This is a genomic window from Streptomyces sp. NPDC058697, assembly GCF_042715345.1.
Classification (GTDB): Bacteria; Actinomycetota; Actinomycetes; order Streptomycetales; family Streptomycetaceae; genus Streptomyces; species Streptomyces liliifuscus.
Window position 1 is genome coordinate 130,866 of the sequence record NZ_JBHXSU010000019.1, and the last position, 22,976, is coordinate 153,841.

Sequence of the window (22,976 nt, forward strand, 5' to 3'; positions counted from 1 at the left end):
GTTTCTTCGCTTTTGTGGAAGCGCTTGCTATTCAGGCAGTGCTTGGTGAAGCGCTTCGCGTACACTGTTCGAGATCTCGGACAGAAGAGAGCGCCGATGGGCCGGCCCCTCAGCCCGCGTACGGGTCCTGCACCTTGCCCGGCCGCGCGAGGAACGCGAAGTCGCAGCCGGTGTCCGCCTGGGTGATCTGTTCGTTGTAGAGCGCGCCGTAGCCGCGCTCGTAGCGCTCGGGCGGCGCGGTCCACTCCGCCCGGCGCCGCGCCAACTCCTCGTCGTCCACGTTGAGTTGGAGCGCACGCGACTCGACGTCGAGCGTGATGGTGTCGCCGGTGCGGACCAGGGCGAGCGGCCCGCCGATGTACGACTCGGGCGCCACGTGGAGCACACAGGCACCGTAACTCGTGCCACTCATCCGGGCGTCGGAGATCCGCAGCATGTCCCGGACGCCCTGCTTCAGCAGATGGTCGGGGATGGGCAGCATCCCGTACTCGGGCATGCCCGGGCCGCCCTTGGGTCCGGAGTTGCGCAGCACCAGCACGGTGTCGGCCGTGATGCCCAACTCCGGGTCGTTGATGGTGCGTTGCATGGTCCGGTAGTCGTCGAAGACGACCGCGGGACCGGTGTGCTTGAGCAGGTGCGGTTCGGCGGCGATGTGCTTGATGACCGCGCCGTCGGGGCAGAGGTTGCCGCGCAGGACGGCGACGCCTCCCTCGGCGGCGACGGGGTTCTGACGGGTGCGGATGACGTCGTCGTTGTGCACCTGCGCGGAGGCGAGCTGCTCGCGCAGACTGTCGTGCGAGACGGTCGGCCGGTCGAGGTGCAGCAGATCGGTGATCCGCGACAGGAACCCGGGCAGTCCGCCGGCGAAGTGGAAGTCCTCCATCAGGTACGTCCGGCCGCCGGGCCGTACGTTCGCCAGGACCGGCACCGTACGGGCGATCCGGTCGAAGTCGTCGAGGGTGAGCCGGACTCCGGCGCGTCCGGCCATGGCGATGAGGTGGATCACGGCGTTGGTGGAGCCGCCGAGCCCGAGGACCGTCGTCACCGCGTCCTCGAAGGCATCGGCCGTGAGGATCTCGGACAACTTCCGGTCCATGCGGACGAGTTCGACGATCCTGAGGCCCGAGGCGGCGGCCATCCGGTCGTGCCCCGAGTCGACGGCGGGGATGCTGGAGGCACCCGGGACCGTGACCCCGAGGGCCTCGGCGGCCGCGGTCAGCGTGGACGCCGTACCCATGGTCATGCAGTGACCGGGCGAGCGCGCGAGGCCGCTCTCCAGCTCCGTCATCTCGCAGTCGCCGATGAGCCCGGCGCGCTTGTCGTCCCAGTACTTCCACATGTCGGTGCCGGAGCCGAGGACCTCGTTGCGCCAGTGGCCGGGCAGCATGGGCCCGGCGGGCACGAAGACCGCCGGCAGGTCGACGGACGCGGCGCCCATGAGCAGCGCGGGCGTCGACTTGTCGCAGCCGCCCATGAGGACGGCCCCGTCCACCGGGTACGAGCGCAGCAGTTCCTCGGTCTCCATCGCGAGCATGTTGCGGTAGAGCATCGGGGTCGGCTTCTGGAAGGTCTCGCTCAGCGTCGACACCGGGAACTCCAGCGGGAAGCCGCCGGCCTGCCACACGCCCCGCTTGACCGCCTGGGCACGGTCGCGGAGGTGGACGTGGCAGGGGTTGATGTCGGACCAGGTGTTGAGGATCGCGATGACCGGCTTGCCGAGGTGCTCCTCGGGGAGGTAGCCGAGCTGGCGCGTGCGGGCGCGGTGGCTGAAGGATCGGAGTCCCTCGGTGCCGTACCACTGGTGGCTGCGCAACTGCCTTGGCGCGTCCGGTGATTGATCGCTGTAGGGCGTTGTCGAACCGGACCCGGTCGCGCCGGGGACTGCTGGGTTGGCGTCGGTCATATCGACCACCCCGCGGCGATGGCGGCGACCTCGGCACGTTCGGACTCGGGGAGCTGCTTGCTCGGCGGGCGGACCTCACGGCGGCACAGGCCGAGCGAGGCCAGGGCCTCCTTCACGACCGTCACGTTGTTGGCGGAGTTGTTGGCCGCGCGCAGCTCCTCGAAGCGGCGGATCTGCTCCCAGACCTTCATGGCGCCCGCGTAGTCGCCGGATCGAAGCGCTTCGATCATGTTCAGCGAAACGGCCGGGGCGACGTTCACAAGCCCCGAGGTGAAGCCCGTGGCGCCCGCCGAGAAGTACGAGGGCGCGTACGGCTCCGCGAGCCCGGCCACCCACACGAAGCGTTCGAGCCCGGCGTCCCGCGCGAACGCGGCGAAGCGGGCCGCGTCCGGCACGGCGTACTTCACGCCGATGACGTTCGGGCAGGCGTCGGCCAGTTCGGCGAGCCGGGCGCCGGCGAGCACCGGGTTGCGGATGTACGGGACGACACCCAGCTCGGGGACCGCCTCCGCGATGGCCCGGTGGTAGTCGACCCAGCCGCCCTCCGAGACGTACGGGTGGACGGGCTGATGGACCATCACCATCTGCGCCCCGAGCTCACGGGCGTGCCGGGCGGAGGCGACGGCGGTCGGCACGTCGTGCCCGACACCGACCAGGATCGTCGCCCGGTCCCCCGCCTCCTCGATGGTCAACTCCGTCACCGTGCGCCGCTCTTCGGGGCTCAGGGCGTAGAACTCACCGGTGTTGCCGTTGGGCGTGAGGATGCGCACGCCGCCGTCGAGCACCCGGCGCAGCAGGACGCGGTGGACCTCCTGGTCGATGGAGCCGTCCTCGGCGAACGGGGTCACGGGGATCGCCACCACGTCGGCGAGAGCGGCCCGGCCGGCCTCGAACGCGGTCGTGGTCGCATTCGTGGTCGCGGTCATTCCTGCTCACCCTCTCCCTGGGCCTCGGGGAAGGCCCGTTGCACGAACGAGGCGATGTGCGAGTGCAGGGCGCGCGCCGCACCCTCCGAGTCACCGTCGAGCGCGAGCCGCAGGATCTCCCGGTGCTCGGTGGCCTCGCGCTCCCAGGACGGGTTGGCGGCCCAGGCGACCGCGGAGACCAGGGCGGCCTGGTCCCGGACCTCGTCGAGCATCCGGCCGAGCAGCGGGTTGCCGCAGCGGACGTAGAGGGAACGGTGGAACTCGCGGTTGGCGAGGGAGCGTTGGGCGGTGTCGGTGGCGGCGTCGGCGCGTTCGAGCGCCTCGCGCGCCGTGTCGAGGGAGGAGCCGCGCCGGACGGAGCGCCGCAGCGCCTCCGGTTCAAGGAGCAGCCGCACGTCGTACACCTCGCGCGCCATGTCCGCGTCCACCATGCGCACCGTGACGCCCTTGTACTGGTTCATCACGACGAGCCCGGTGCCGGCCAGGGTCTTGAGCGCCTCGCGCACCGGGGTCTTGGACACCCCGAACTGGGCGGCGAGCTCGGTCTCGACCAGGGCCTGCCCCGGGGTCAACTGCCCGGTGAGGATGCGGTGTTTGATCCCTTCCAGCACGAACTGCGTGCGGGAGGGGATCGGCGTGGGCACAGAGGTCATGCGCGCCTCTCGGGGTAACGGAGCCCCCAGCGATCGAGGGCTCGCGTATCTGATCTCGCGTATCGCGTCTCATATATGACGTACGAAGTACGACGCGATGAAACTAGGAGCGCCCCTGTGTTTCGTCAACGCTTCTGACAAAAGAAGTTCGAGGCTTCTCACAAAAGAAGCGAAAGAAGCGATGGTGTGCCCTGTCAGCCGGTGGGCGCCCACCCCGGGTCCCGGCCGCTCAGCCCGATCACCCGGTCCAACAGGGGAGCCCCCTCCGGCACGGGCACGACCGGCCCGAAGATGGTTCCGCGCGACGGATCGTCCACCGAGGGCGCGAGCATCGCGTACGCCGCATGCAGGGCCGCCGCATCCGGGGCGTACGGCTGACCGGTCGCCCGGGCCAGGTCCCAGCCGTGCACGACGAGTTCGTCGGCGGCGACGATGCCCGCGACCTCTCCTGGCAGGTCCACACCGCCCGCGCGGGTCTCGCCCGTCCACGCGGCCGGATCGCGCCAGGCCTCGGCCAACTCACCGAGCACCTTGGGAAGTTCGGCGCGCCAGCCGGGCGTCACGTCCGGCAGCTGGGAGGTGGGGTCCGTGTCCGTCGTGGCCCCGAGGTCCTTGCGCCCGGCGTCCCGGAAGGCCGCTGACAGCCCGGTCAGATGCCCGAGCAGATGGCGGACCGCGTACTCCGGACACGGTGTCACGGCGTCCAGCTGTTCCTCGCCCACCTCCTCCGCGAGGCGTGCCACGATCAGGGCCTGCGGCCCCAGGTCAAGGGTGGTGGGGGTGGTACCGCCGTCGCCCATGCCGGGCTCCTCTCGTCAGGGGGTCTTCAGTGGGTAGACCGTCGGCCGTACGAAAACTCATCGCTCCCGCTCCCAAGATCATGCTCAGGAGTCTGGTCAGGCGTTCGAGCCGTCGAGATGCTCGGTGCACACCGGGAAACCGGATGTCACCGGGATATCCGGTGCCGGGGACCGTGAAGGGGAGCCACGCCATGAAGGCGATCGTTCAGGATGCCTACGGATCAGCGGACCTCCTGGAACTGCGCGACATCGACCGCCCCGTGCCCGGCGACGACGAGGTGCTCGTCGAGGTGCGCGCGGCCGGTGTCGGCCCCGAGGTGTGGCACCTCATGACGGGCCGGCCGTACGTGGCACGCGTCGCCCTGGGGCTCCGTAAGCCCAAGAACCCGGTACGGGGCTGGGACGGCGCCGGACGGGTCGAGGCCGTCGGGGCGAAGGTGACCGAGTTCAAGCCGGGCGACGAGGTCTTCGGCAACTGCGAGGGCTCGTTCGCCCAGTACGCGCGCGCCACGGCCGCGAAGATCGCCCTCAAACCGGCCAACCTCACCTTCGAACAGGCCGTCGCCCTACCCGTCTCCGGCATGACCGCCCTCCAGGCCCTGAGCGGCAAGGGCCGTCCGCAGCCGGGCCAGAAGGTCCTCGTCATCGGCGCCTCCGGCGGCGTCGGCTGCTACGCCGTCCAGCTCGCCGCGATGTACGGCGCCGAGGTCACCGGCGTCTGCGGCCCCACGGGCGCGGACTTCGTACGGTCCCAGGGCGCCTCGCACATCATCGACTACACCCGCGAGGACATCACCGACGGCCCGCACCGCTACGACGTCATCGTCGACAACGCGGGCCTTCGCCCCCTGCCCGTCCTCCGCCGCGCCCTCACCCCGCGCGGCACCCTCGTCATCGTCGGCGGCGAGGGCGGAACCGGCTTCTTCGGCGGTATGAGCCGCGGGCTGCGGGCCGTCATGCTCTCGCCGTTCGTCGGCCAGAACCTCCGCAACCTCATCTCGGTCGCGCGCCGCGAGGACCTGCTGACGCTCAAGGACCTCGCCGAGCAGGACAGGATCACCCCGGCCATCGACCGTACGTACCCCCTCGCCGAGGCCGCCGACGCCCTCCGCCATCTGGAGAAGGGCCATCCCCGGGGCAAGATCGTCCTCACCATCTGAACGTCCTCATCGTCTGGGCCGGGCGGGAGCCAGGCTGAAGCCCGGCGGGCTCCCGGCGAGGCTTCTCCTCATCCCGACGGCCCCGCCGCCGCTCCCGCGGCGTCCCCGCTAAGGCGACTGCCCGATGCCCGGCCCGGGGCCTTAGCCCCACGATGACCAGGCATGACGACATCGACACAGACATGGGCGGTGACCCGCGTCCTGCGAGACCGCAACGCGGGTCTGTACCTCGGCGGAGTGCTGGTCTCCGGGTTCGGCTCGTCGGCGATGTGGCTGGTGTCCGGGATCTGGGTGAAGGATCTGACCGGCTCGGACGGCCTGGCCGCCCTCTGCGTCTTCGCGCTCTGGGCTCCCACGCTGATCGGCCCGGCCCTCGGCACCCTCGCGGACCGCACCCGCCGCCGGCCCCTGCTGGTGTGGACGAACCTGGGCCTGGCCGCACTCCTGCTGCCCCTCTTCATGGTCAACTCGCCCGGCACCCTGTGGATCCTCTTCGCCGTGCTCCTCGTCTACGGAGCGGCCGGTGTCGTCCACGACGCGGCGGAGTCGGCCCTGGTGGCCACGGCCGTCGACAAGCAGCTCCTCGGCGACTTCAACGGCCTGCGCATGACGGCCAACGAGGGCATGAAGCTCCTTGCCCCGCTCGCGGGAGCGGGCCTGTACGCGGCGTACGGGGGCGCCCGCGTCGCACTCCTGGACGCGGTCACCTTCACCCTGGCCGCGGGCCTCTACACGCTGCTGCGCGTACACGAGCCGAAGCGGCTCACGGCCCCCTTCCCGACCGACTGGCGCGCCCAAACGGCCGAAGGCGCCCGCTACTTGTGGCGCCACCCGACCCTGCGCCCGCTCGTCCTCGCGGGCGCCACGACCATGCTCTTCTCGGGCGTCAACGGCGCGTTGATCTACGCGGTGGTGGAGGGCCTCGGCCACTCCCCCGCGTACGTGGGTGTCCTGTACGTCGTCCAGGGCGTCGGCTCGGTGGCGGTCGGCCTGGCCGCAGGCCCGCTCCTGCGCCGCCTGGGCGAACGCCGGTTCGCCGGATACGGCATCGCGCTCACCGCCGTGGCCGTGACGGCTCGCGCGCTCCCTTACGACGCGGTGGTCCTCGCCTCGGCCGCGGCGGTCGGCGTCGGCCTCCCCTGCGTACTGATCGCGGCCCTCACCGCGGTCCAGCGCGAAACCCCGGACGCCCTGCTGGGCCGTACGACGGCAACCGCCAACACCCTGCTGTTCGCCCCGACGGCGGTGGGGCTGGCGCTGGGCGCGGGCCTGGTCGAACTGGTCGACCATCGCGTGCTGTTGGCGGCACTGGGGCTCGTACGACTGGTGACGGTCACGCCTCTGCTGCGGCTGCGCCATCGCGCCCCGACAGGGGCGCGGGGAACGGCGCGCCCAGCCCCCACCGAACCCGCAGCCTAGTCACCGCGCTCTCAGCGGAGCGCCTCCGCCACGAGTGACAGATCCGCGTCGGACGCCAACCCCGCGTGATACAGCCGCACTTCGGTCGCTCCCAGCCCGACCGCCCGTGTCACGTCCTCGACGAGTGTCGCGGGACGGCCGCCCATCCCGCTCACCACGGTGAAGTTGGCCGCCAGTACGGCCCCGTCAACTCCCTGCTCGGCGAAGGGGATCAGCGGCTCGGGCCCGGCGGCGCACGGTACGACCACTCCGTCGGCGACCGACAGGATGTGCCCGGGGTCCACCCCGACGTTCGCACCGACGCGGTAGGAGACCGGGTCCGCGTGCAGCAGGATCTGGAACCCCTCGGGCGCGGCCGCGCGTACGGCGAGGACGGCCTCCGTCTGGAGGGACCGGGCGACCGAGTCACGCCACGCGCGCGTGGCCGTCGCGAGTTCGGCGCCGAGCAGTTTCTCCACGTCCTCCCAGCCCTCGACGGGAGCCTCGCCCCGCCACACGGGCTCCAGGGCACGCCGGACCGAGGCCGCCAACTCGTCGGGGTCGAGCCCCAGTTGCGTATATCCGTCCCGGCAGGAGGGGCAGAAGCACAGCGACATCAGGTACGTGCCGGCGTCCCCGAGTGCCACGCCGGCCGTCTTGTCGTGGGCGTGCAGATGCGGGAGCCCGTACCAGCCGAGGGACTCCAGTTCCGTGCCCGAGGCGCCGGGACGGATCGCCGCCTCGACGGCCAGATCGACGAGGTACGCGCGCGTGTCGGGCTGAGCGATGCAAGGGGCCCACGAGTAGCGGTCCCCGTAGGCGTTGACCACCGAGGTGTCCGGAAACTCCACGCCCATACGGGAGTTGTGTGCGAGCACCACCCAGGTGTGCACATCGAGCCCCGCCCCCGCGAGAGCCGCCGCGGCCTCCCCGTACGCGTCGCCGGGCGCCCAGTCCCCGGCGGCGTACGGCCGGATCCTGCGGCCCTGCCATCGTGCGGCGTCCGTCGGGTAGAGCGCGGAGGCGTGCTGTGCGGTGACGATGCGGTGCCGGGGGTGGCGGGGGGTCAGGGCGCGCGTGGAGTGGTAGGCGGAGGCGAGCGTCGCCTGCTGTACGCCGAGTCCGGCGATGCGTGCCGCCGCGTCGGGGTCGCCGTTGACGTCCCACGGATAGACGAAGGTCGACGCCTTCACTTGCCCTCCTCCAGAAGCGCGTGGCCCCGCTCGATCAGCTGGGCGAGCTGCTTGACGTGGTCCTCGGACGGCTCGTGCAGCGGCGGCCGCACCTCGCCCACGTCGAGCCCCCGCAGCCGTACGCCCGCCTTGACCAGCGAGACTGCGTACCCGCGGCCCTGGGCGCGCAGTTCGACGAGCGGCCGGTAGAAGCCGTCGAGGAGCCGGTTGACGGTGGCGTCGTCGCCGGAGCCCAGGGCCTGGTGGAAGGCGAGGGCGATCTCGGGCGCGAAGCAGAAGACGGCGGAGGAGTACAGCGTGATGCCGATGCCGCGGTAGGCGAGGCCGGTGAGCTCGGCGGTCGGCAGCCCGTTGAAGTAGAGGAAGTCGCCCGGGTACTCGGACCGCACGGCGCTCACGATGCGCTGCATCAGGTCGAGGTCGCCAAGGCCGTCCTTGAGGCCGATGATCCCCTCGGCGCGGGCCAGCGAGACGACGGTGTCGGGCGTGAACACGGCGTTGTCCCGCTGGTACACGATGACGTCGAGGGAGGTGGCGGCGGCCAGTTCCGTGTAGTGCCGCAGCAGCCCCTCCTGCCCGGCGACGACGAGATAGGGCGGCATGGCGAGCAGCCCGTCCGCGCCGGCCTCCTCGGCGAGCCGCGCGTACCGCACGGCGAGCGCGGTGCCGTACCCGGCGCCCGCGACGACGGGGACGCGGCCCGCGGTCTCCTCGACGGCCGCCCGTACGCACTCCTGGAACTCCTCGGGTGTGAGCGCGTGGAACTCCCCGGTCCCGCAGCAGGCGAAGACGGCGGCGGCCCCGGCCTCGACGCCCCGCCGGACGTGCTCGCGGTAGACGTCGAGGTCGACGGCCCCGTCGCGGTCGTACGCGGTGACGGGGAAGAACAGCGGCCCGCTCGGGATACTGAGTCGACTGGCAAGGGGGGCTGACGTCACGGGCTCTCCCTAGAGCATGAGCATGCACGCACACGCCGACTCGTGCACGTTTCTGATCCATGTCCATATCCCTGAACACTTCCACGCTAAGGCGCCCTCTTGGGGGCGGTCAAGCGGACCGGCGTGCATTGCGGCAGCAACAAGGGAGCAGAAGGAGCACGGAAGGGGAGCGGATCCCACCACTCCGCGCGACACTTGACGCGATCCGTCGACGATCCCTAGCGTGTCCACGGATGTGAATGCCGTACACGGTGACGGCTGCCGATTCAAGGAGACCCGAGGATGCCCGCTCCCCGCACCGTTCTGCTCACCGGCGCCGCCGGCGGTCTCGGCACCCTGATGCGAGGGCTGCTGCCCGCCTACGGCTACGAGCTGCGGCTCCTGGATCTGCTCCCCATCGAGGGCGAGCCGGGCGCGGTCACCGCGGACCTCGGCGACAAGGAGGCCCTGCGCGAGGCCGTGCGGGGCGTGGACGCGATCATCCACCTCGCGGGCATATCCCTGGAGTCCACCTTCGAGAAGATTCTCAAGGCGAACATCCAGGGCACGTACAACCTGTACGAGGCGGCGCGCGAGGAGGGCGTCCGGCGCATCGTCTTCGCCTCCTCGAACCACGCGGTCGGCTTCGCCCCGCACCCCGAGGGCGAGGCGCCGCACGCCCCGGACACGCTCATCCCCATCGACACCCCGCGCCGCCCGGACACCTTCTACGGGCTGTCGAAGTCGTTCGGCGAGGACCTGGCGCAGTTCTACTGGGACAAGCACGGCCTGGAGACCGTCTCCGTGCGGATCGGCTCCTGCTTCATGGAGCCGACCAGCGTGCGCATGCTGTCGGTCTGGATGAGCCCCGGCGACGGAGCCCGCCTCTTCCACGCGGCCCTGACCGCCGAGGACGTCGAGCACACCGTCGTCTACGGCTCCTCCGCGAACACCCGCCTGTGGTGGGACCTGACCACCGCCCGGAGCCTCGGCTACGAGCCGCAGGACGACTCCGAGCAGTACGCCGACAAGCTGATCGCGGAGCAGGGCGAGCTGGACCCGCGGAACCCGGACCACACCCGTCTGGGCGGCCACTTCGTGACCAACCCGCCGGTCTGGCCGTACTGACACCCGCGTCCGTACCGGGGCTCCCGTTCGGCCGCACCCGCCACCGCCGGGCACATCCGGCCACCGCGCACGGACCGCCTCACGGGCCGAGCGGGCACCGAACGGGCCCGCCCGCCCCGCCCTTCGGGCATGCCCACTGCCCGAATTCCGCTGCACCGCAGGTCCGGCACGGGCAGCCGTCGCTCGTTACGGTCACATACGGGCGCCATCGGGCCCGCAACAGACCTGGTCAGTGGCGCGCACCCGCTGTAGAACTTCCCCCATGGGCCCCACCGGGCCCGAACGGGCAGTGAGCACGGAGAGCGGGTGTCGGGCATGAGCGCGGAAGAACGTCAGCGGGAGATCGTGAAGAGCGCCCGCCGCACCGGAGCCGTCGACGTGAACGAGCTCGCCGCCGAGCTGGGCGTAGCCAAGGAGACCGTACGACGGGATCTGCGCGCCCTGGAGGACCACGGACTCGTCCGCCGTACGCACGGCGGCGCCTATCCGGTGGAGAGCGCCGGCTTCGAGACGACGCTCGCCTTCCGCGCCACCAGCCATGTGCCCGAGAAGCGCCGGATCGCGGCCGCCGCGGCCGAGCTGCTCGGGGACGCCGAGACGGTCTTCGTCGACGAGGGGTTCACCCCGCAGCTCATCGCCGAATCGCTCCCCCGGGACCGGCCGCTGACCGTGGTCACCGCGTCCCTGGCCACTGCGGGAGCGCTCGCCGAGGCCGACAACACGACGGTGCTGCTGCTCGGCGGCCGGGTCAGGCCCGGCACCCTCGCGACCGTCGACCACTGGACGACGAAGATGCTCGCCGGGTTCGTCATCGACCTGGCGTTCATCGGCGCCAACGGCATCTCGCGCGAACACGGCCTCACCACCCCCGACCCGGCCGTCAGCGAGGTCAAGTCACAGGCCATCCGGGCCGCCCGGCGCACGGTGTTCGCCGGGGTGCACACCAAGTTCGGCGCTGTCAGCTTCTGCCGGTTCGCGGAGATCAGTGCACTGGAGGCGATCGTCACCAGCACCCTCCTGCCCACGTCCGAGGCCCACCGCTACTCGATGCAGGGCCCCCAGGTCATCCGGGTCTGATCATCCGGGTCCGAAACAGAGACCGCACCCCAGTCCCCAAAGAGTTCGAAAAACCAACTGACCCACTACAGAGGCACCACACTCCCCGCGTCATCCCATATGTACTGAAAAATCCAGGAGCGATCCATGCGAACCCAGAGCCGACGGAGGCCGCGCGCGACGCTCGTCGCGGCCGCCGCAGGGACGCTGCTCGCCCCGCTGCTCTCCGGTTGCTGGGCCGGAGCGGGCGGAGCGGGCTCCGGTGGCAACTCCATCAACGTCCTCATGGTCAACAACCCGCAGATGGTGGAGCTGCAGAAGCTCACCGCCGCCCACTTCACCAAGGAGACCGGCATCAAGGTGAACTTCACCGTGCTGCCGGAGAACGACGTCCGCGACAAGATCAGCCAGGACTTCGCCAACCAGGCCGGTCAGTACGACGTCGCCACCCTGTCCAACTACGAGATACCGATCTACGCCAAGAACGACTGGCTGCACGAGATGGACTCGTACGTCGCGAAGGACCCGGCCTACGACGAGCAGGACGTCCTCAAGCCCATGCGCCAGTCCCTCACCGCGGACGACGGCAAGCTCTACGGACAGCCCTTCTACGGCGAGTCGTCCTTCCTGATGTACCGCAAGGACGTGTTCGAGGCGAAGGGCCTCACCATGCCCGATCGCCCGACCTGGACCCAGGTGGCCGACCTCGCCGCCAAGGCCGACGGCGCCGAGTCGGGCATGAAGGGCATCTGTCTGCGCGGCCTGCCCGGCTGGGGCGAGGTCATGGCCCCGCTCACCACGGTCGTGAACACCTTCGGCGGCACCTGGTTCGACAAGAGCTGGAAGGCGCGGCTCGATTCCCCCGAGTGGGAACAGGCGGTGAAGTTCTACGTGGACCTCGTCCGCGACCACGGCGAGGCGGGCGCACCCCAGGCCGGCTTCGCCGAGTGCCTCAACAACATGACCCAGGGCAAGGTCGCCATGTGGTACGACGCCACGTCCGCGGCCGGCTCCCTGGAGTCCGCCAAGTCCCCGGTCAAGGGCAAGATCGGCTACGTGCCGGCGCCCGTCGAGAAGACCGAGTCCTCCGGCTGGCTCTACACCTGGGCCTGGGGCATCCAGGACGCGTCCCGGAACCCCGACAAGGCCTGGAAGTTCGTCTCCTGGGCGTCCAGCAAGGAGTACGAGCAGCTGGTCGGCGACGAGATCGGCTGGTCCAACGTCCCGGCCGGCAAGCGCGCCTCCACGTACACCAACGCCGACTACCGCAAGGAGGCCGGCGCCTTCCAGGAGATGACCAAGGAGGCCATCGAGGGCGCCCGGCCCACCGACCCCGGGGTGCAGCCGCGGCCCGCACCCGGCATCCAGTTCGTCGGCATCCCCGAGTTCACCGATCTCGGCACCAAGGTCTCGCAGGAGATCAGCGCGGCCATCGCCGGACGCCAGTCCGTCGAGTCGGCCCTGAACAAGTCCCAGAAGCTGGCCGAGGAGATCGCCGAGGAGTACGAGGGACGATGACCGCCACAACAACGGCTCCCATAGCCGCACCATCCGTACGCACCGAGAAGCGTCCCTCGGGCCGCATGCGCGCCTGGGCGACCCGGGCCCCGCTCCTCCCCGCCCTGATCTTCATGATCGCCGTGACCCAGCTCCCGTTCGTGGCCACGCTGGTGATCTCCTTCTTCGACTGGAACTCCCTCTACCCGGACGCCCGGAGCTTCACGGGCTTCGGCAACTACACCGAGGTCCTCACCGACGCGGCCCTGCGCAAGTCGGTCTGGACGACCATCCTGCTGACGGTCACCGTCGTCCTGGCCAGCCTGATCCTGGGCCTGGGCCTCGCCCTCCTCCTGGACCGGAAGTTCCGGGGCCGCGGAGTGGTCCGTACGCTCCTGATCGCGCCGTTCCTCGTGGTCCCCGTGGCGGCGGCCCTGCTCTGGAAGCATGTGCTCTACAACCCTGAATACGGCCTGCTCAATGGGTTGTTGCACTATGTGGGCGGACCACAGCCGGACTGGATCTCCAACACCCCGCTGCTCGCCGTCGAGATGTCCCTCGTCTGGCAGTGGACGCCCTTCATGATGCTGATCCTGCTGGCCGGCCTGCAGAGCCGCGACCACCAGCAGATCGAGGCGGCGAAGGTGGACGGCGCGAGCGACTGGCAGGTCTTCCGCTACCTGACCCTGCCCCACCTGCGCCGCTACCTCGAACTGGGCGCCCTGCTGGGCTCGATCTACATCGTCCAGAACTTCGACGCGGTCTTCACCATCACATCCGGCGGCCTGGGCACCGCGAACCTGCCCTACACCGTCTACCAGAGCTTCTACCAGGCCCACGAGAACGGCCTCGCCTCCGCGGCCGGCGTCCTGGTCGTCATCGGCTCGATCATCATCGCGACCTTCGCGCTGCGCGTGGTCTCGTCCCTGTTCCGCGAGGAGGTGGGCCGCGCATGAGCGCCACCGCGATCCGTGTACGCCCCCGTAGTACCGAAGCCGGCAACCCCGGCCCCCGCCGCTCCAGGGGAAGGGGCCTCGGCCTGGTCGCCTGGCTGGCCGGGATCGTCTTCTTCCTGCCCATCGCCTGGATGGCCCTGACGTCCTTCCACTCCGAGGAGGACGCGGCGACCAACCCGCCGTCCTTCGGGGCCGCGCTCACCCTCGACGGCTACCGCGAGTTCTTCGGCACGGGCGGCGGGGCGAGCCCCTGGCCGTCACTGATCAACTCGACGGTGGCATCGCTGACGTCGACGCTCCTGGTCCTCGTGCTGGCCCTCCCCGCGGCCTACGCACTCTCCATCCGCCCGGTGAAGAAGTGGACGGACGTCCTGTTCTTCTTCCTCTCCACGAAGATGCTCCCGGTGGTGGCGGGCCTTCTGCCGATCTACCTCTTCGCGAAGAACACGGGAATGCTGGACAACATCTGGCTCCTGGTCATCCTCTACACCTCGATGAACCTGCCGATCGCGGTGTGGATGATGCAGTCGTTCCTCTCCGAAGTCCCGGTGGCGATCATCGAGGCGGCACAGATAGACGGCGCGAAACTACCGACCATCCTCGGCCGGGTCGTAGCCCCCATCGCCCTGCCGGGCATCGCGGCCACAGCCCTGATCTGCTTCATCTTCAGCTGGAACGAGCTGCTGTTCGCCCGGGTGCTCACGGGCGTGGTGGCGGAGACGGCCCCCGTCTTCCTCACCGGCTTCATCACCAGCCAGGGCCTGTTCCTGGCGAAGGTGTGCGCCGCGTCGCTCGTCATCTCCCTGCCGGTGCTCGCCGCGGGGTTCGCCGCCCAGGACAAACTGGTCCAGGGCCTTTCGTTGGGAGCCGTGAAATGAAGGCCGCAGTCATCGAGTCCGTGGGCCGTGCCGTCGTGGCCGAGGTCCCGGATCCGACGCCGGGCCCCCGCGAGGTCGTCGTCGAGGTCGCCGCCTGCGGCCTGTGCGGCACCGACCTGCACATCCTCCAGGGCGAGTTCGCTCCCAAGCTGCCGATCGTGCCGGGCCACGAGTTCGCGGGCGAGGTGGTCGGGGTGGGCACCCAGGTCACCGAGCTGTCGCTGGGCGACCGGGTGGCCGTGGACCCCTCGCTCTACTGCTACGAGTGCCGGTTCTGCCGTACGGGCCACAACAACCTCTGCGAACGGTGGGCGGCCATCGGAGTCACCACGGCAGGCGGCGCGGCCCAGTACGCCGTGGCCCCCGTGGCGAACTGCGTCAAACTCCCCGACCACATCCGCACCCAGGACGCGGCCCTCGTCGAGCCCCTCTCCTGCGCCGTCCGCGGCTACGACGTACTGAACTCCCGGCTGGGCTCCCACGTCCTGATCTACGGCTCCGGAACCATGGGCCTGATGATGCTGGAACTGGCGAAGCGGACGGGTGCGGCGAGCGTCGACGTGGTCGACATCAATCCGCAGCGGCTGGAGACGGCCGAGCGGCTCGGTGTCTCCGCGACCGCCACCGGGGCCGACGAACTGGACCGGCCTCAGGGGTGGGACCTCGTCGTCGACGCGACCGGCAACGCGGCGGCGATCCAGGACGGGCTTGAGCGGGTCGCCAAGGCCGGTACGTTCCTTCAGTTCGGCGTGGCCGACTATGCGACGCGGGTCACGATCGACCCGTACCGCATCTACAACCAGGAGATCACCATCACCGGCTCGATGGCCGTTCTCCATAGCTTCGAGCGAGCGGCGGAGCTGTTCGCAACAGGTGTCCTGGACCCGGACATCTTCATCAGCGACCGTCTGCCGCTCGACCAGTACCCCCAGGCCCTGGACCAGTTCGCCTCGGGCGTCGGCCGAAAGATCGTGGTGGTCCCGTAGGAGGATTTCGCCCCCGCCGCCCCTACCCATTCCCGTCCCCTGGGGCTCCGCCCCAGACCCCGTCCGCAGCGATTTCGGGTGCGGGCCCGGTGGGGGCTGGTCGCGCAGTTCCCCGCGCCCCTGGGTATCTCAGCCCCTCCGGCGTTTGAGGAGCGGGGGTTCGGGGGCTGGCCCCCGAGTAAGTGACGGGAATGGGTAGGGGCGGCGGGGGCGAAAAACCCTTGGGCCGACCCCACCCCGCCGCCCTACCATCCCCCCATGCCCCGCCCAAACGGCTTCGCCTACGCCCACCACCCCGACGGCACCGTGACGATCACACACGGCACCCACCCCGCCACAACCCTCCGCGGCCCCCGGGCCACCCAGTTCCTCGCGGAAGTGGAATCCGGCGACCCCCAACTGGTCATGGCCCGCTGGACGGGCAACTACAAGCGCGGCAACGAACGAACGGCCCGCAACCACCCCAGAAACCGCCGCTAGACCACCCCTGACCACCTCTGACCTGCACAGACACGCGTTGACCCAATTGGCGGGCAGGTAAGGGAACGGTAAAGCGGGCCCGGTCGTTCACGGGGCATGACAGCTATGACCCCCGGCTCGAACATCCCTCTCCCCGTCACCCGCGTGACGGTGGACGTCGCCGCCCCGGTGCGGCTCGACGTATCGGGCCTGCTGCTCACCGCCGACGGCAAGGTGCGCTCCGACGACGACTTCATCTTCTACAACCAGCCGACCGGCCAGGGCGTGACCTACCGCTCCGGCGGCGGCACCAGCCCCGACTCGATCACGGTCGACACGACGGCCGTGCCCCCGGGCATCGAGAAGATCGTCGTCACCGCGAGCCCGGACGCCGCGGGCCAGACCTTCCAGGGCGTCGAGCCGACAGCGACGATCCGCAACGCCGACGACAACTCCGTACTGGCCTCCTTCACCCCGCCCCAGCTCGGCTCGGAGACGGCCCTGGTGATCGTCGAGGTCTACCTGCGCAACGGCGCATGGAAGGCCCGAGCGGTCGGCCAGGGGTACTCCAACGGCCTGGCGGGCATCGCCACGGACTTCGGCGTGACGGTCGAGGAGCCGCCGGCCCCGGCAGCGGCCCCGGTCGCCCCGCCGGCCCCCACGGTCCAGACCCCGGTGGCACCCCCGGCCCCGCCCGTCACCACTCCGGCGGCCCCGCCCGCGCCCCCGGCGGCACCTGCCGCCCCGGCCCCGGGTGCCGGGAAGATCAACCTCGACAAGGGCCGCGTAAGCCTCCAGAAGAACCAGACCGTGTCCCTGGTCAAGGGCGGCCGCCCGTTCCTCTCCCAGGTGAAGATGGGCCTGGGCTGGGAGCCTGCGTACCGGGGCAAGGACATCGACCTCGACGCCTCCGTGATCGCCTACGGCCCGCAGCGCAACCACATCGACAGCTGCTACTTCGGCAAGCTCTCGATCGTGAACGGCGCGATCAAGCACTCCGGCGACAACCTCACGGGCGAGGGCGGCGGTGACGACGAGGTGATCGTCGTGGACCTCGGCCGGCTCCCCCAGGAGGTCACCGGCCTGGTCTTCACGGTGAACTCCTTCTCCGGCCAGAAGTTCACCGAGGTCGCCAAGGCCTACTGCCGCCTCCTGGACGCCGCCACGGGCGAGGAGCTGGTCCGCTTCGACCTCACGACCGCGGAGCCGCAGACCGGCGTGATGATGGCCAAGCTCATCAAGCAGTTCTCCGGCGAGTGGGAGATGACGGCCCTCGGGAACTTCGTCAAGTCCCGCACGGTCCGCGGCATGGTGAAGCCGTCGGCCCAGGCGCTGTAGTCGACCAACGCACCTCACCACGAACGTGCGGGGCGCCCCCCATCGATGGGGGGCGCCCCGCACGTTCGTGGCCGGGTCACATCTTCCGTGGCCGGATCACATCTTCGTGGCCCCCGCGGCAAGGTCCCGGAGGAAGTGCCGCGCCCCGATCAGGAACACGATGATCAGCGGGACGACGCTCATCAACGCACCGGCCATCACCAGAGAGTAGTCGGTGTTGTAGAGGACGTTGAGGTTCGCCAGGGCGACCTGGAGAGTGACCCGGTCCGGGTCGATCATGACGACCAGCGGCCAGATGTAGTCGTTCCAGATGCTGATGAAGGTGAAGATGCCGAGGAACGCCAGCGCGGGCCGGAACAACGGCATCGCGACCTGCCAGTAGAGCCGGAAGAAACCGGCGCCGTCGATCCGTCCGGCGTCGAGCAGTTCGTCGGGCAGCGAGTTCTGCGCGTACTGGCGCATCCAGAAGATGCCGAAGGCGTTGGCCGCACCGGGAATGATCAGCGCCTTCAGTGAGCCGGCCCAGCCGAACTCCGCCATGGTGACGAACTGCGGCACCAGGGAGAGCTGCGCGGGGATCATGTACGTGACCAGCAGGCCGCCGAAGAGGAACTTCTTGCCCGGGAACTCGTACTTGGCGAAGGCGAACGCGGCCAGCGAGTCGAAGAACAGCACCAGCGCGGTCCCGACCACGGCGACGACGACGGTGTTGAACAGCGAGCCGAAGAAGTCGACGGTGTCGAGCACCCGCCCCATGTTGTCCAGGAGATGCGGTCCCGGCACCAGCTTGGGCGGATAGCTGTAGATGTCCTGGGTGGTGCCGGAGGCCATCACCACCAGCCAGTAGAAGGGGAACAGCGAGATCAGCACACCGAGCAGCAGCACCACCCGCACACAGATCCGGGTGAGCCGACTGCCGGAGCCGATGGCGAGCCCCGCACTACCGGTAGTCCGCTCCCTCTCGTCAACGGCCATTGCGGGCGGCCCCCTTGCGTCGCAGCAGTGACCGGATCCCGGCGCGGTCCTCGCGGTCGGATCCGGAGACCAGCCGCCAGTTGATGAGGGTGAAGACCGCGATGATCGCGAAGAGGAGCCAGCCCATCGCGGCCCCGTAGCCGAACTGGTGGTCCTTGAAGGCCTTCTGCCACAGATAGAGCACGACGGTCATACCTTCCTGGCCCGGTCCGCCGATGGTTCCGACATCGGTCGACTGGAACAGCACCTGGGACTCGGTGAAGATCTGCAGGCCGTTGATGGTGGACGTGACCGCGGCGAAGAGGACCACCGGCCTCAACTGCGGCAGCACGACCCGGAAGAGGGTCTGCCAGCTGTTCGCCCCGTCGACGCGGGCGGCCTCGAAGTGCTCGGTGGGAATGGCCTGGAGACCCGCCAGAAAGATCAGGGCGTTGTAGCCGACCCACCGCCAGATGATCATGATGGAGAGGGACACCTTGATCCCCCACTCGGAGGACAGCCAGCCGACGCCGTCCATCCCGACCATCCTCAGCGCCGAGTTGACGAGGCCCGTCTGGGCGAAGACCGACCCGAAGACGACGGTCATGGCGACCATCGAGGTGACGTTGGGGATGAAGTACGCCACCCGGTACGCGCCGGTGAACCGAACCTGCGAGTGCAGCAGGAACGCGAGCACCAGGGCCAGGAACAGCATCGGCACCGTGGACAGGAACCAGATCTCGAAGGTGTTGAGCACCGAGTGCCAGAACACCGAGTCCTCAAGCAACCAGCCGTACTGCTTGAGCCCCACGAAACGCATGTCACCGATGCCGTCCCAGTCCTGAAAGGACAGATACAGCGAGAAGACCACGGGAAAAGCGCCAAAAACGGCGAAGAGCACATAGAACGGCGAAATGGCGAGAAGAGGCGGCCCATGACGCCGACGCCCGCCCGGAGCGGTAGCACGAGAGCGACGCCCTTCCGCCCGCATTCCGCCGCCGACCGCGGGCGTGCCGGCCTCCGCCGGGTCTGCGACTGTGGCCATGTCAGCTCACCCCCATTCGCGTCAGCGTGGTCTCGGCGGTGTTCACCGCGTCCCGCCAGGCCCGGTCGGGCTTCTTGCCGAGCGCTTCCACGTTGGTCAGCTCCTGGAAGAACGGGGTGTTGGCGGTCTCCTCGTACGGGCTGAAGTAGACGACGGGAGCCTTCTGGGCGGCCGGGCCGAAGACGTCGATGGGCCGCTGACCGCCGAAGAAGGGGTCGGGCTTGTGCATCGCGGGGTCGGCGTAGGCGGCCGGAGTGGTGGGGAACAGGGCCATCTCCTGGTAGCTCTTGAGCTGGTTCGCCGGGCCGAGCAGCCACTTGACGAAGGCGAAGGCACCCTCCGGGTCGCGGCAGTAGCGGGTCAGGGTGACGTACGAGCCGCCGTAGTTGGCGGGCCCGTCCGGCATGGTGGTCAGCCGCCAGGCCCCGGACGTCTTCGGCGCGGTGTCCTTCAGTCCGTTGATGGCCCACACCGCCGTGGTCATCGAGGCGACGCGTCCCCCGCTCATGGCGGCGTTGTAGTCGGGCGTGCCGTCCACGATCCGGGCGCTGAGCCCCTGCCGGAGTATCTCCACGGACAGGTCCCAGGCACGTTTGATGTGTGCCTGGTCGCCGATGAAGCGGTTGTCGGCGTCCACGAACTGCTTGGGGCTCTGGAGCAGCACCTGCTGGAAGACGTTGCCGATATTGCTCACCAGATACGGCTTGCCGGGCCCCTTCCGGAGCGTCCGCCCGGCGGCGAGGTACTTCTCCCAGGTGGAGACCTCCTCGGCAACGGCTTGCGGCTCGTCGGGCAGCCCGGCCCGCCGGAAGAGATCCCGCCGGTAGTAGAGCGCGGTCGGCCCAGCATCAAGAGGGAAGCCGATCATCCGCCCCGAAGGAGCGAAGCACCCCTTCCACTTCCAGTCGAGATACTCGTCCCGTACACCTCCGGCACCCAGCGTCCGCAGGTCAAGAAACTCGTTCTCGTCGGGAAAGAAAGTGGCGAGGTTGTCGGAGTTCACGACCGTCAGATCGGGCACATAGGCACGGGCGGCAAGACTCGTACGGACCTTCGAGTCGATGTCCCCGTCGGGTATCTGAGAGCCCTTCACCTTCAGCCCCGGCACACCGGGCACGGCACGCCGAGCGGTGGCGAGCAGCTTGTCGCTCAGCGAGCCCTTCCAGTACCAGAGGCTCAGGTGATCGGTGCCCGCGGAGGCCGAGCCATCGCCCGCTCCGCACCCCGGCAGACCGAGCAGCGCGGCGCCGAGGGAGGCCCCCAGCAGCCCCCTGCGAGACATCGTTCGGTGTGGCATAGGCGCGCACTCACTTTCGGGAGGGACAACGATGTCGGGCTCCGTGAACGTTCACGTGAACGTTGCCGTCGAGTATCGAGGCGTCCGAAAATGAGTGTCAAGACATGCGTAAGCGCTATCTGTTGCAGTGGAGAAACTCAGGCGGAAGCCCGCACCACCAGCTCGGGAATGACCCAGGCATCCGCACCGCTCAGCGGCTCCTCGCCACCCCGCAGCCGAGCCACCTGCTCGACGGCCAGCCGCCCCAACCGCCGCTTGTCGATGTGCAAGGTAGTAAGGGCGGGCTCCACCAACTCCCCCAGGGAAAGCCCGTCAAAGCCCAGAACGGCCAGATCGTCCGGCATCCGCAACCCCCGACGCCGAGCGGCACGCATGGCCCCAACGGCGATCAGATCGTTGAAGCCCACCACGCCAGTGACCTCCGGCCGAACACGCAGCAACTGCTCCGCACCCGCCTCACCACCGGCCACACTCTGCTCCGGGCACAACACAACCCAACTGTCGTCGACAGCAAGCCCATGCCGCCGCACCTCGCGCAGAAACGCCTCCCGGCGCTCACCGGGCCCCTCACTCCGCTCCCCGTCCAGAAACCCGATCATCCGATGCCCGGCCCGGACCAGATGAGCGAGCCCCTGCTCCATCCCACCGGCAACATCAATCCCGACGGCCCCGAACCGAGTCCGCTGCGGCCCACGCTCCAGAAGCACCAACGGCACACCACCCAGCCGCCGCGCCAGCACGTCGTCCTCGTTCTTGAAGTACCCGACAACGGCATCGGCCTGATGGGACAGCACATCGAGCGCCTCCCGCTCCCGAGCCTCATCGGTACGGGAGTCCCAAACAACAACCTGCCACCCACGCAGCTCGGCAGCCTCAAGCACCCCGGCGGCCACCTCGGGAAAGAACGGATTCATCAGGTCCGGAATCACCAGACCGACCGTCACGGTCCCCTTCCGCACCAGCCCCCGAGCGAACCGGCTGGGCCGATAGTCCAACACCCGAGCGGCCTCCAGCACCCGCTCCTTGGTGCCCGGATCGATCTCACCCTTGTCATTGACGGCCCGCGAAACCGTCTGCCGCGACACCCCGGCCATCTGGGCAACGTCATGAATGGTGGCCCGCCGGCGCCCCCCACCAGCCTGCCCGCCACTCGACCCCAGCCGCTCATCACCCCGCACGAGGTGCACTGTAACCGCCCACCAAGACACACCCACCGAGGGAACACCCCCAAACCCCCCGCAGCCGCAAACGCACAGGGGGCGGGGCCGTGCCGGTATGTCAACGTTCGCGACGTACGGCTCCCGCTGGAAACGCCCACCACAAAACCCAGGGCAGTACGCACGGCAGTCGCGAACGTGACATACCGGCACGGCCCCGCTCACCACAAACAAACCCCCGGCGCAAGACCTCAGAACAACGCGCTGTAGGCATTCAAGGCAGGCTGCCCCCCAAGATGCGCGTACAACACGGTGGAGCCCCCCTCGATCTCCCCCCGCCCCACGAGATCAACCATCCCGGCCATCGACTTCCCTTCATACACAGGGTCAGTCACCATCCCCTCGGTACGAGCAGCAAGCCGCATCGCTTCGAGAGTCGCCTCGTCCGGAATGCCATAGGTCCCGGCGTGGTACCGCTCGTCCAGCTCGACGTCCGCCTGGGTCAACTCTTTCTCCACACCGATGAGTTGCCCCGTCCCGTGGGCAATCCGGGCAATCTGCTCCCGGGTACGAGCAGGCGCGGCCGACGCGTCGATCCCGATGACGCGCCGCGACCGCCCACCCTTCTCCTCCAGCGAGGCGAACCCGGCAACCATCCCCGCCTGAGTGGACCCGGTCACCGAGCAAACCACCACGGTGTCGAAGAAAACCCCCAACTCCCGCTCCTGCTCGGCGACTTCATAAGCCCATCCAGCAAACCCCAGCCCGCCCAGCGGATGATCGGAAGCCCCAGCGGGAATGGCGTACGGCTTCCCACCCCCCTCCTCAACCTCCCGCAGAGCCAGCTCCCAGCTCTCCTTGAACCCGATCCCGAACCCGGCCCGCACAAGCCGCACATCGGCCCCGGCAAGCCGGCTGATGAGAATGTTCCCGACCTTGTCGTAAACAGAGTCGGGCCACTCCACCCAACTCTCCTGAACAAGCACACACTTGAGCCCAACCTTCGCGGCGACAGCGGCAACCTGCCGAGTGTGATTGGACTGCACGCCCCCGATCGAAACAAGCGTGTCGCACCCCGTCGCAAGCGCGTCAGCGACGAGATACTCCAGTTTGCGAGTCTTGTTCCCCCCATAGGCAACCCCGGAGTTGCAATCCTCCCGCTTGGCCCACAGCGAGGCCCCGCCAAGATGCCGGGTCAACCGCTCCAGCGGATGAACGGGCGAAGGTCCGAACAGCAGGGGGTAACGCTCGTACGAGGAAAGGGACATGACCAGG

21 protein-coding genes are annotated in these 22,976 nt (G+C 69.3%); 10 read left to right on the forward strand and 11 right to left on the reverse strand.

The annotated features are described in order from the left end of the window. Positions 1–109: 109 nt before the first annotated feature. The 4 genes from araD to ACFWXQ_RS34225 all read right to left on the reverse strand — a co-directional run bounded on the left by araD (position 110) and on the right by ACFWXQ_RS34225 (position 4,282). Positions 110–1,903 carry an L-arabinonate dehydratase gene (araD, locus tag ACFWXQ_RS34210; RefSeq protein ID WP_383944540.1) on the reverse strand — a complete coding sequence of 598 codons (1,794 nt, stop codon included), beginning with the start codon at positions 1,901–1,903 and terminating at the stop codon, positions 110–112. Then, positions 1,900–2,829: a dihydrodipicolinate synthase family protein gene (locus ACFWXQ_RS34215; protein WP_383944537.1), complete on the reverse strand. Its 930-nt coding sequence runs from the start codon at positions 2,827–2,829 to the stop codon at positions 1,900–1,902. The genes araD and ACFWXQ_RS34215 overlap by 4 nt, the downstream gene beginning before the upstream one ends. Further along, the gene (locus tag ACFWXQ_RS34220; protein WP_383944535.1) at positions 2,826–3,482 is read right to left on the reverse strand and encodes a GntR family transcriptional regulator; all 657 of its coding nucleotides are present in this window, start codon (positions 3,480–3,482) and stop codon (positions 2,826–2,828) included. The genes ACFWXQ_RS34215 and ACFWXQ_RS34220 overlap by 4 nt, the downstream gene beginning before the upstream one ends. A gap of 194 nt (positions 3,483–3,676) precedes the next feature. Then, complete coding sequence (locus tag ACFWXQ_RS34225) at positions 3,677–4,282, reverse strand: TIGR03086 family metal-binding protein (RefSeq protein ID WP_383944532.1); 606 nt, start codon at positions 4,280–4,282, stop codon at positions 3,677–3,679. A 191-nt stretch (positions 4,283–4,473) separates the two neighbouring features. Between ACFWXQ_RS34225 and ACFWXQ_RS34230 the strand changes: the two genes are divergently transcribed. Both ACFWXQ_RS34230 and ACFWXQ_RS34235 read left to right on the forward strand, forming a co-directional pair. Next, on the forward strand, positions 4,474–5,442 hold the full coding sequence (locus tag ACFWXQ_RS34230) for an NAD(P)-dependent alcohol dehydrogenase (protein ID WP_383944530.1): 969 nt from the start codon (positions 4,474–4,476) through the stop codon (positions 5,440–5,442). Between the two features lie 162 nt (positions 5,443–5,604). After that, complete coding sequence (locus ACFWXQ_RS34235) at positions 5,605–6,861, forward strand: MFS transporter (protein WP_383944527.1); 1,257 nt, start codon at positions 5,605–5,607, stop codon at positions 6,859–6,861. An 11-nt stretch (positions 6,862–6,872) separates the two neighbouring features. Here the strand turns inward: ACFWXQ_RS34235 and ACFWXQ_RS34240 are convergent, their stop codons facing one another. Together ACFWXQ_RS34240 and ACFWXQ_RS34245 are read right to left on the reverse strand one after the other, a co-directional pair. Continuing rightward, positions 6,873–8,033 (reverse strand): hypothetical protein, encoded by a 1,161-nt coding sequence (locus ACFWXQ_RS34240; RefSeq protein ID WP_383944524.1) that lies wholly within the window; start codon positions 8,031–8,033, stop codon positions 6,873–6,875. Beyond that, the gene (locus ACFWXQ_RS34245) at positions 8,030–8,971 is read right to left on the reverse strand and encodes a 5-dehydro-4-deoxyglucarate dehydratase (RefSeq protein WP_383944521.1); all 942 of its coding nucleotides are present in this window, start codon (positions 8,969–8,971) and stop codon (positions 8,030–8,032) included. The genes ACFWXQ_RS34240 and ACFWXQ_RS34245 overlap by 4 nt, the downstream gene beginning before the upstream one ends. Positions 8,972–9,253: 282 nt before the next feature. On the opposite strand from ACFWXQ_RS34245, the gene ACFWXQ_RS34250 reads away from it, so the two are divergent. The 8 genes from ACFWXQ_RS34250 to ACFWXQ_RS34285 all read left to right on the forward strand — a co-directional run bounded on the left by ACFWXQ_RS34250 (position 9,254) and on the right by ACFWXQ_RS34285 (position 17,248). Continuing rightward, on the forward strand, positions 9,254–10,078 hold the full coding sequence (locus tag ACFWXQ_RS34250) for an NAD-dependent epimerase/dehydratase family protein (RefSeq protein ID WP_383944518.1): 825 nt from the start codon (positions 9,254–9,256) through the stop codon (positions 10,076–10,078). Positions 10,079–10,384: 306 nt separating this feature from the next. Next, the gene (locus ACFWXQ_RS34255) at positions 10,385–11,155 is read left to right on the forward strand and encodes a DeoR/GlpR family DNA-binding transcription regulator (protein WP_143637268.1); all 771 of its coding nucleotides are present in this window, start codon (positions 10,385–10,387) and stop codon (positions 11,153–11,155) included. Between the two features lie 126 nt (positions 11,156–11,281). Continuing rightward, the gene (locus tag ACFWXQ_RS34260; protein WP_383944515.1) at positions 11,282–12,652 is read left to right on the forward strand and encodes an ABC transporter substrate-binding protein; all 1,371 of its coding nucleotides are present in this window, start codon (positions 11,282–11,284) and stop codon (positions 12,650–12,652) included. Beyond that, positions 12,649–13,587: a carbohydrate ABC transporter permease gene (locus ACFWXQ_RS34265; RefSeq protein ID WP_307525834.1), complete on the forward strand. Its 939-nt coding sequence runs from the start codon at positions 12,649–12,651 to the stop codon at positions 13,585–13,587. Before ACFWXQ_RS34260 ends, ACFWXQ_RS34265 begins: the two co-directional genes overlap by 4 nt. Continuing rightward, positions 13,584–14,465: a carbohydrate ABC transporter permease gene (locus ACFWXQ_RS34270; RefSeq protein WP_383944510.1), complete on the forward strand. Its 882-nt coding sequence runs from the start codon at positions 13,584–13,586 to the stop codon at positions 14,463–14,465. Before ACFWXQ_RS34265 ends, ACFWXQ_RS34270 begins: the two co-directional genes overlap by 4 nt. After that, complete coding sequence (locus tag ACFWXQ_RS34275; RefSeq protein ID WP_383944507.1) at positions 14,462–15,451, forward strand: zinc-dependent alcohol dehydrogenase family protein; 990 nt, start codon at positions 14,462–14,464, stop codon at positions 15,449–15,451. The genes ACFWXQ_RS34270 and ACFWXQ_RS34275 overlap by 4 nt, the downstream gene beginning before the upstream one ends. 258 nt (positions 15,452–15,709) lie before the next feature. Next, positions 15,710–15,931: a hypothetical protein gene (locus ACFWXQ_RS34280; protein ID WP_383944504.1), complete on the forward strand. Its 222-nt coding sequence runs from the start codon at positions 15,710–15,712 to the stop codon at positions 15,929–15,931. A gap of 105 nt (positions 15,932–16,036) precedes the next feature. Then, positions 16,037–17,248, forward strand: a complete 1,212-nt coding sequence (locus tag ACFWXQ_RS34285) for a TerD family protein (RefSeq protein ID WP_383944567.1) — start codon at positions 16,037–16,039, stop codon at positions 17,246–17,248. A 96-nt stretch (positions 17,249–17,344) separates the two neighbouring features. Here the strand turns inward: ACFWXQ_RS34285 and ACFWXQ_RS34290 are convergent, their stop codons facing one another. The 5 genes from ACFWXQ_RS34290 to ACFWXQ_RS34310 all read right to left on the reverse strand — a co-directional run bounded on the left by ACFWXQ_RS34290 (position 17,345) and on the right by ACFWXQ_RS34310 (position 22,969). Continuing rightward, on the reverse strand, positions 17,345–18,223 hold the full coding sequence (locus tag ACFWXQ_RS34290; protein ID WP_383956761.1) for a carbohydrate ABC transporter permease: 879 nt from the start codon (positions 18,221–18,223) through the stop codon (positions 17,345–17,347). Then, the gene (locus ACFWXQ_RS34295) at positions 18,213–19,247 is read right to left on the reverse strand and encodes a carbohydrate ABC transporter permease (protein WP_383956764.1); all 1,035 of its coding nucleotides are present in this window, start codon (positions 19,245–19,247) and stop codon (positions 18,213–18,215) included. The genes ACFWXQ_RS34290 and ACFWXQ_RS34295 overlap by 11 nt, the downstream gene beginning before the upstream one ends. A 1-nt stretch (position 19,248) precedes the next feature. Next, complete coding sequence (locus ACFWXQ_RS34300; RefSeq protein WP_383956767.1) at positions 19,249–20,529, reverse strand: ABC transporter substrate-binding protein; 1,281 nt, start codon at positions 20,527–20,529, stop codon at positions 19,249–19,251. A 152-nt stretch (positions 20,530–20,681) separates the two neighbouring features. Further along, entirely contained in the window at positions 20,682–21,722 is a 1,041-nt protein-coding gene (locus ACFWXQ_RS34305) for a LacI family DNA-binding transcriptional regulator (RefSeq protein WP_383956770.1), read from the reverse strand. A gap of 230 nt (positions 21,723–21,952) precedes the next feature. Continuing rightward, a complete protein-coding gene (locus ACFWXQ_RS34310) occupies positions 21,953–22,969 on the reverse strand; it encodes a 1-aminocyclopropane-1-carboxylate deaminase (protein WP_383954797.1) in 1,017 nt (338 codons plus the stop codon). Positions 22,970–22,976: the final 7 nt, after the last annotated feature.

Coding starts and splice junctions, on each gene's coding strand:
- araD (WP_383944540.1), bottom strand. CDS start 1,903: ATGACCGACGCCAACCCAGCAGTCCCCGGCGCGACCGGGTCCGGTTCG.
- ACFWXQ_RS34215 (WP_383944537.1), bottom strand. CDS start 2,829: ATGACCGCGACCACGAATGCGACCACGACCGCGTTCGAGGCCGGCCGG.
- ACFWXQ_RS34220 (WP_383944535.1), bottom strand. CDS start 3,482: ATGACCTCTGTGCCCACGCCGATCCCCTCCCGCACGCAGTTCGTGCTG.
- ACFWXQ_RS34225 (WP_383944532.1), bottom strand. CDS start 4,282: ATGGGCGACGGCGGTACCACCCCCACCACCCTTGACCTGGGGCCGCAG.
- ACFWXQ_RS34230 (WP_383944530.1), top strand. CDS start 4,474: ATGAAGGCGATCGTTCAGGATGCCTACGGATCAGCGGACCTCCTGGAA.
- ACFWXQ_RS34235 (WP_383944527.1), top strand. CDS start 5,605: ATGACGACATCGACACAGACATGGGCGGTGACCCGCGTCCTGCGAGAC.
- ACFWXQ_RS34250 (WP_383944518.1), top strand. CDS start 9,254: ATGCCCGCTCCCCGCACCGTTCTGCTCACCGGCGCCGCCGGCGGTCTC.
- ACFWXQ_RS34260 (WP_383944515.1), top strand. CDS start 11,282: ATGCGAACCCAGAGCCGACGGAGGCCGCGCGCGACGCTCGTCGCGGCC.
- ACFWXQ_RS34265 (WP_307525834.1), top strand. CDS start 12,649: ATGACCGCCACAACAACGGCTCCCATAGCCGCACCATCCGTACGCACC.
- ACFWXQ_RS34270 (WP_383944510.1), top strand. CDS start 13,584: ATGAGCGCCACCGCGATCCGTGTACGCCCCCGTAGTACCGAAGCCGGC.
- ACFWXQ_RS34275 (WP_383944507.1), top strand. CDS start 14,462: ATGAAGGCCGCAGTCATCGAGTCCGTGGGCCGTGCCGTCGTGGCCGAG.
- ACFWXQ_RS34280 (WP_383944504.1), top strand. CDS start 15,710: ATGCCCCGCCCAAACGGCTTCGCCTACGCCCACCACCCCGACGGCACC.
- ACFWXQ_RS34285 (WP_383944567.1), top strand. CDS start 16,037: ATGACCCCCGGCTCGAACATCCCTCTCCCCGTCACCCGCGTGACGGTG.
- ACFWXQ_RS34290 (WP_383956761.1), bottom strand. CDS start 18,223: ATGGCCGTTGACGAGAGGGAGCGGACTACCGGTAGTGCGGGGCTCGCC.
- ACFWXQ_RS34295 (WP_383956764.1), bottom strand. CDS start 19,247: ATGGCCACAGTCGCAGACCCGGCGGAGGCCGGCACGCCCGCGGTCGGC.
- ACFWXQ_RS34300 (WP_383956767.1), bottom strand. CDS start 20,529: ATGTCTCGCAGGGGGCTGCTGGGGGCCTCCCTCGGCGCCGCGCTGCTC.
- ACFWXQ_RS34310 (WP_383954797.1), bottom strand. CDS start 22,969: ATGTCCCTTTCCTCGTACGAGCGTTACCCCCTGCTGTTCGGACCTTCG.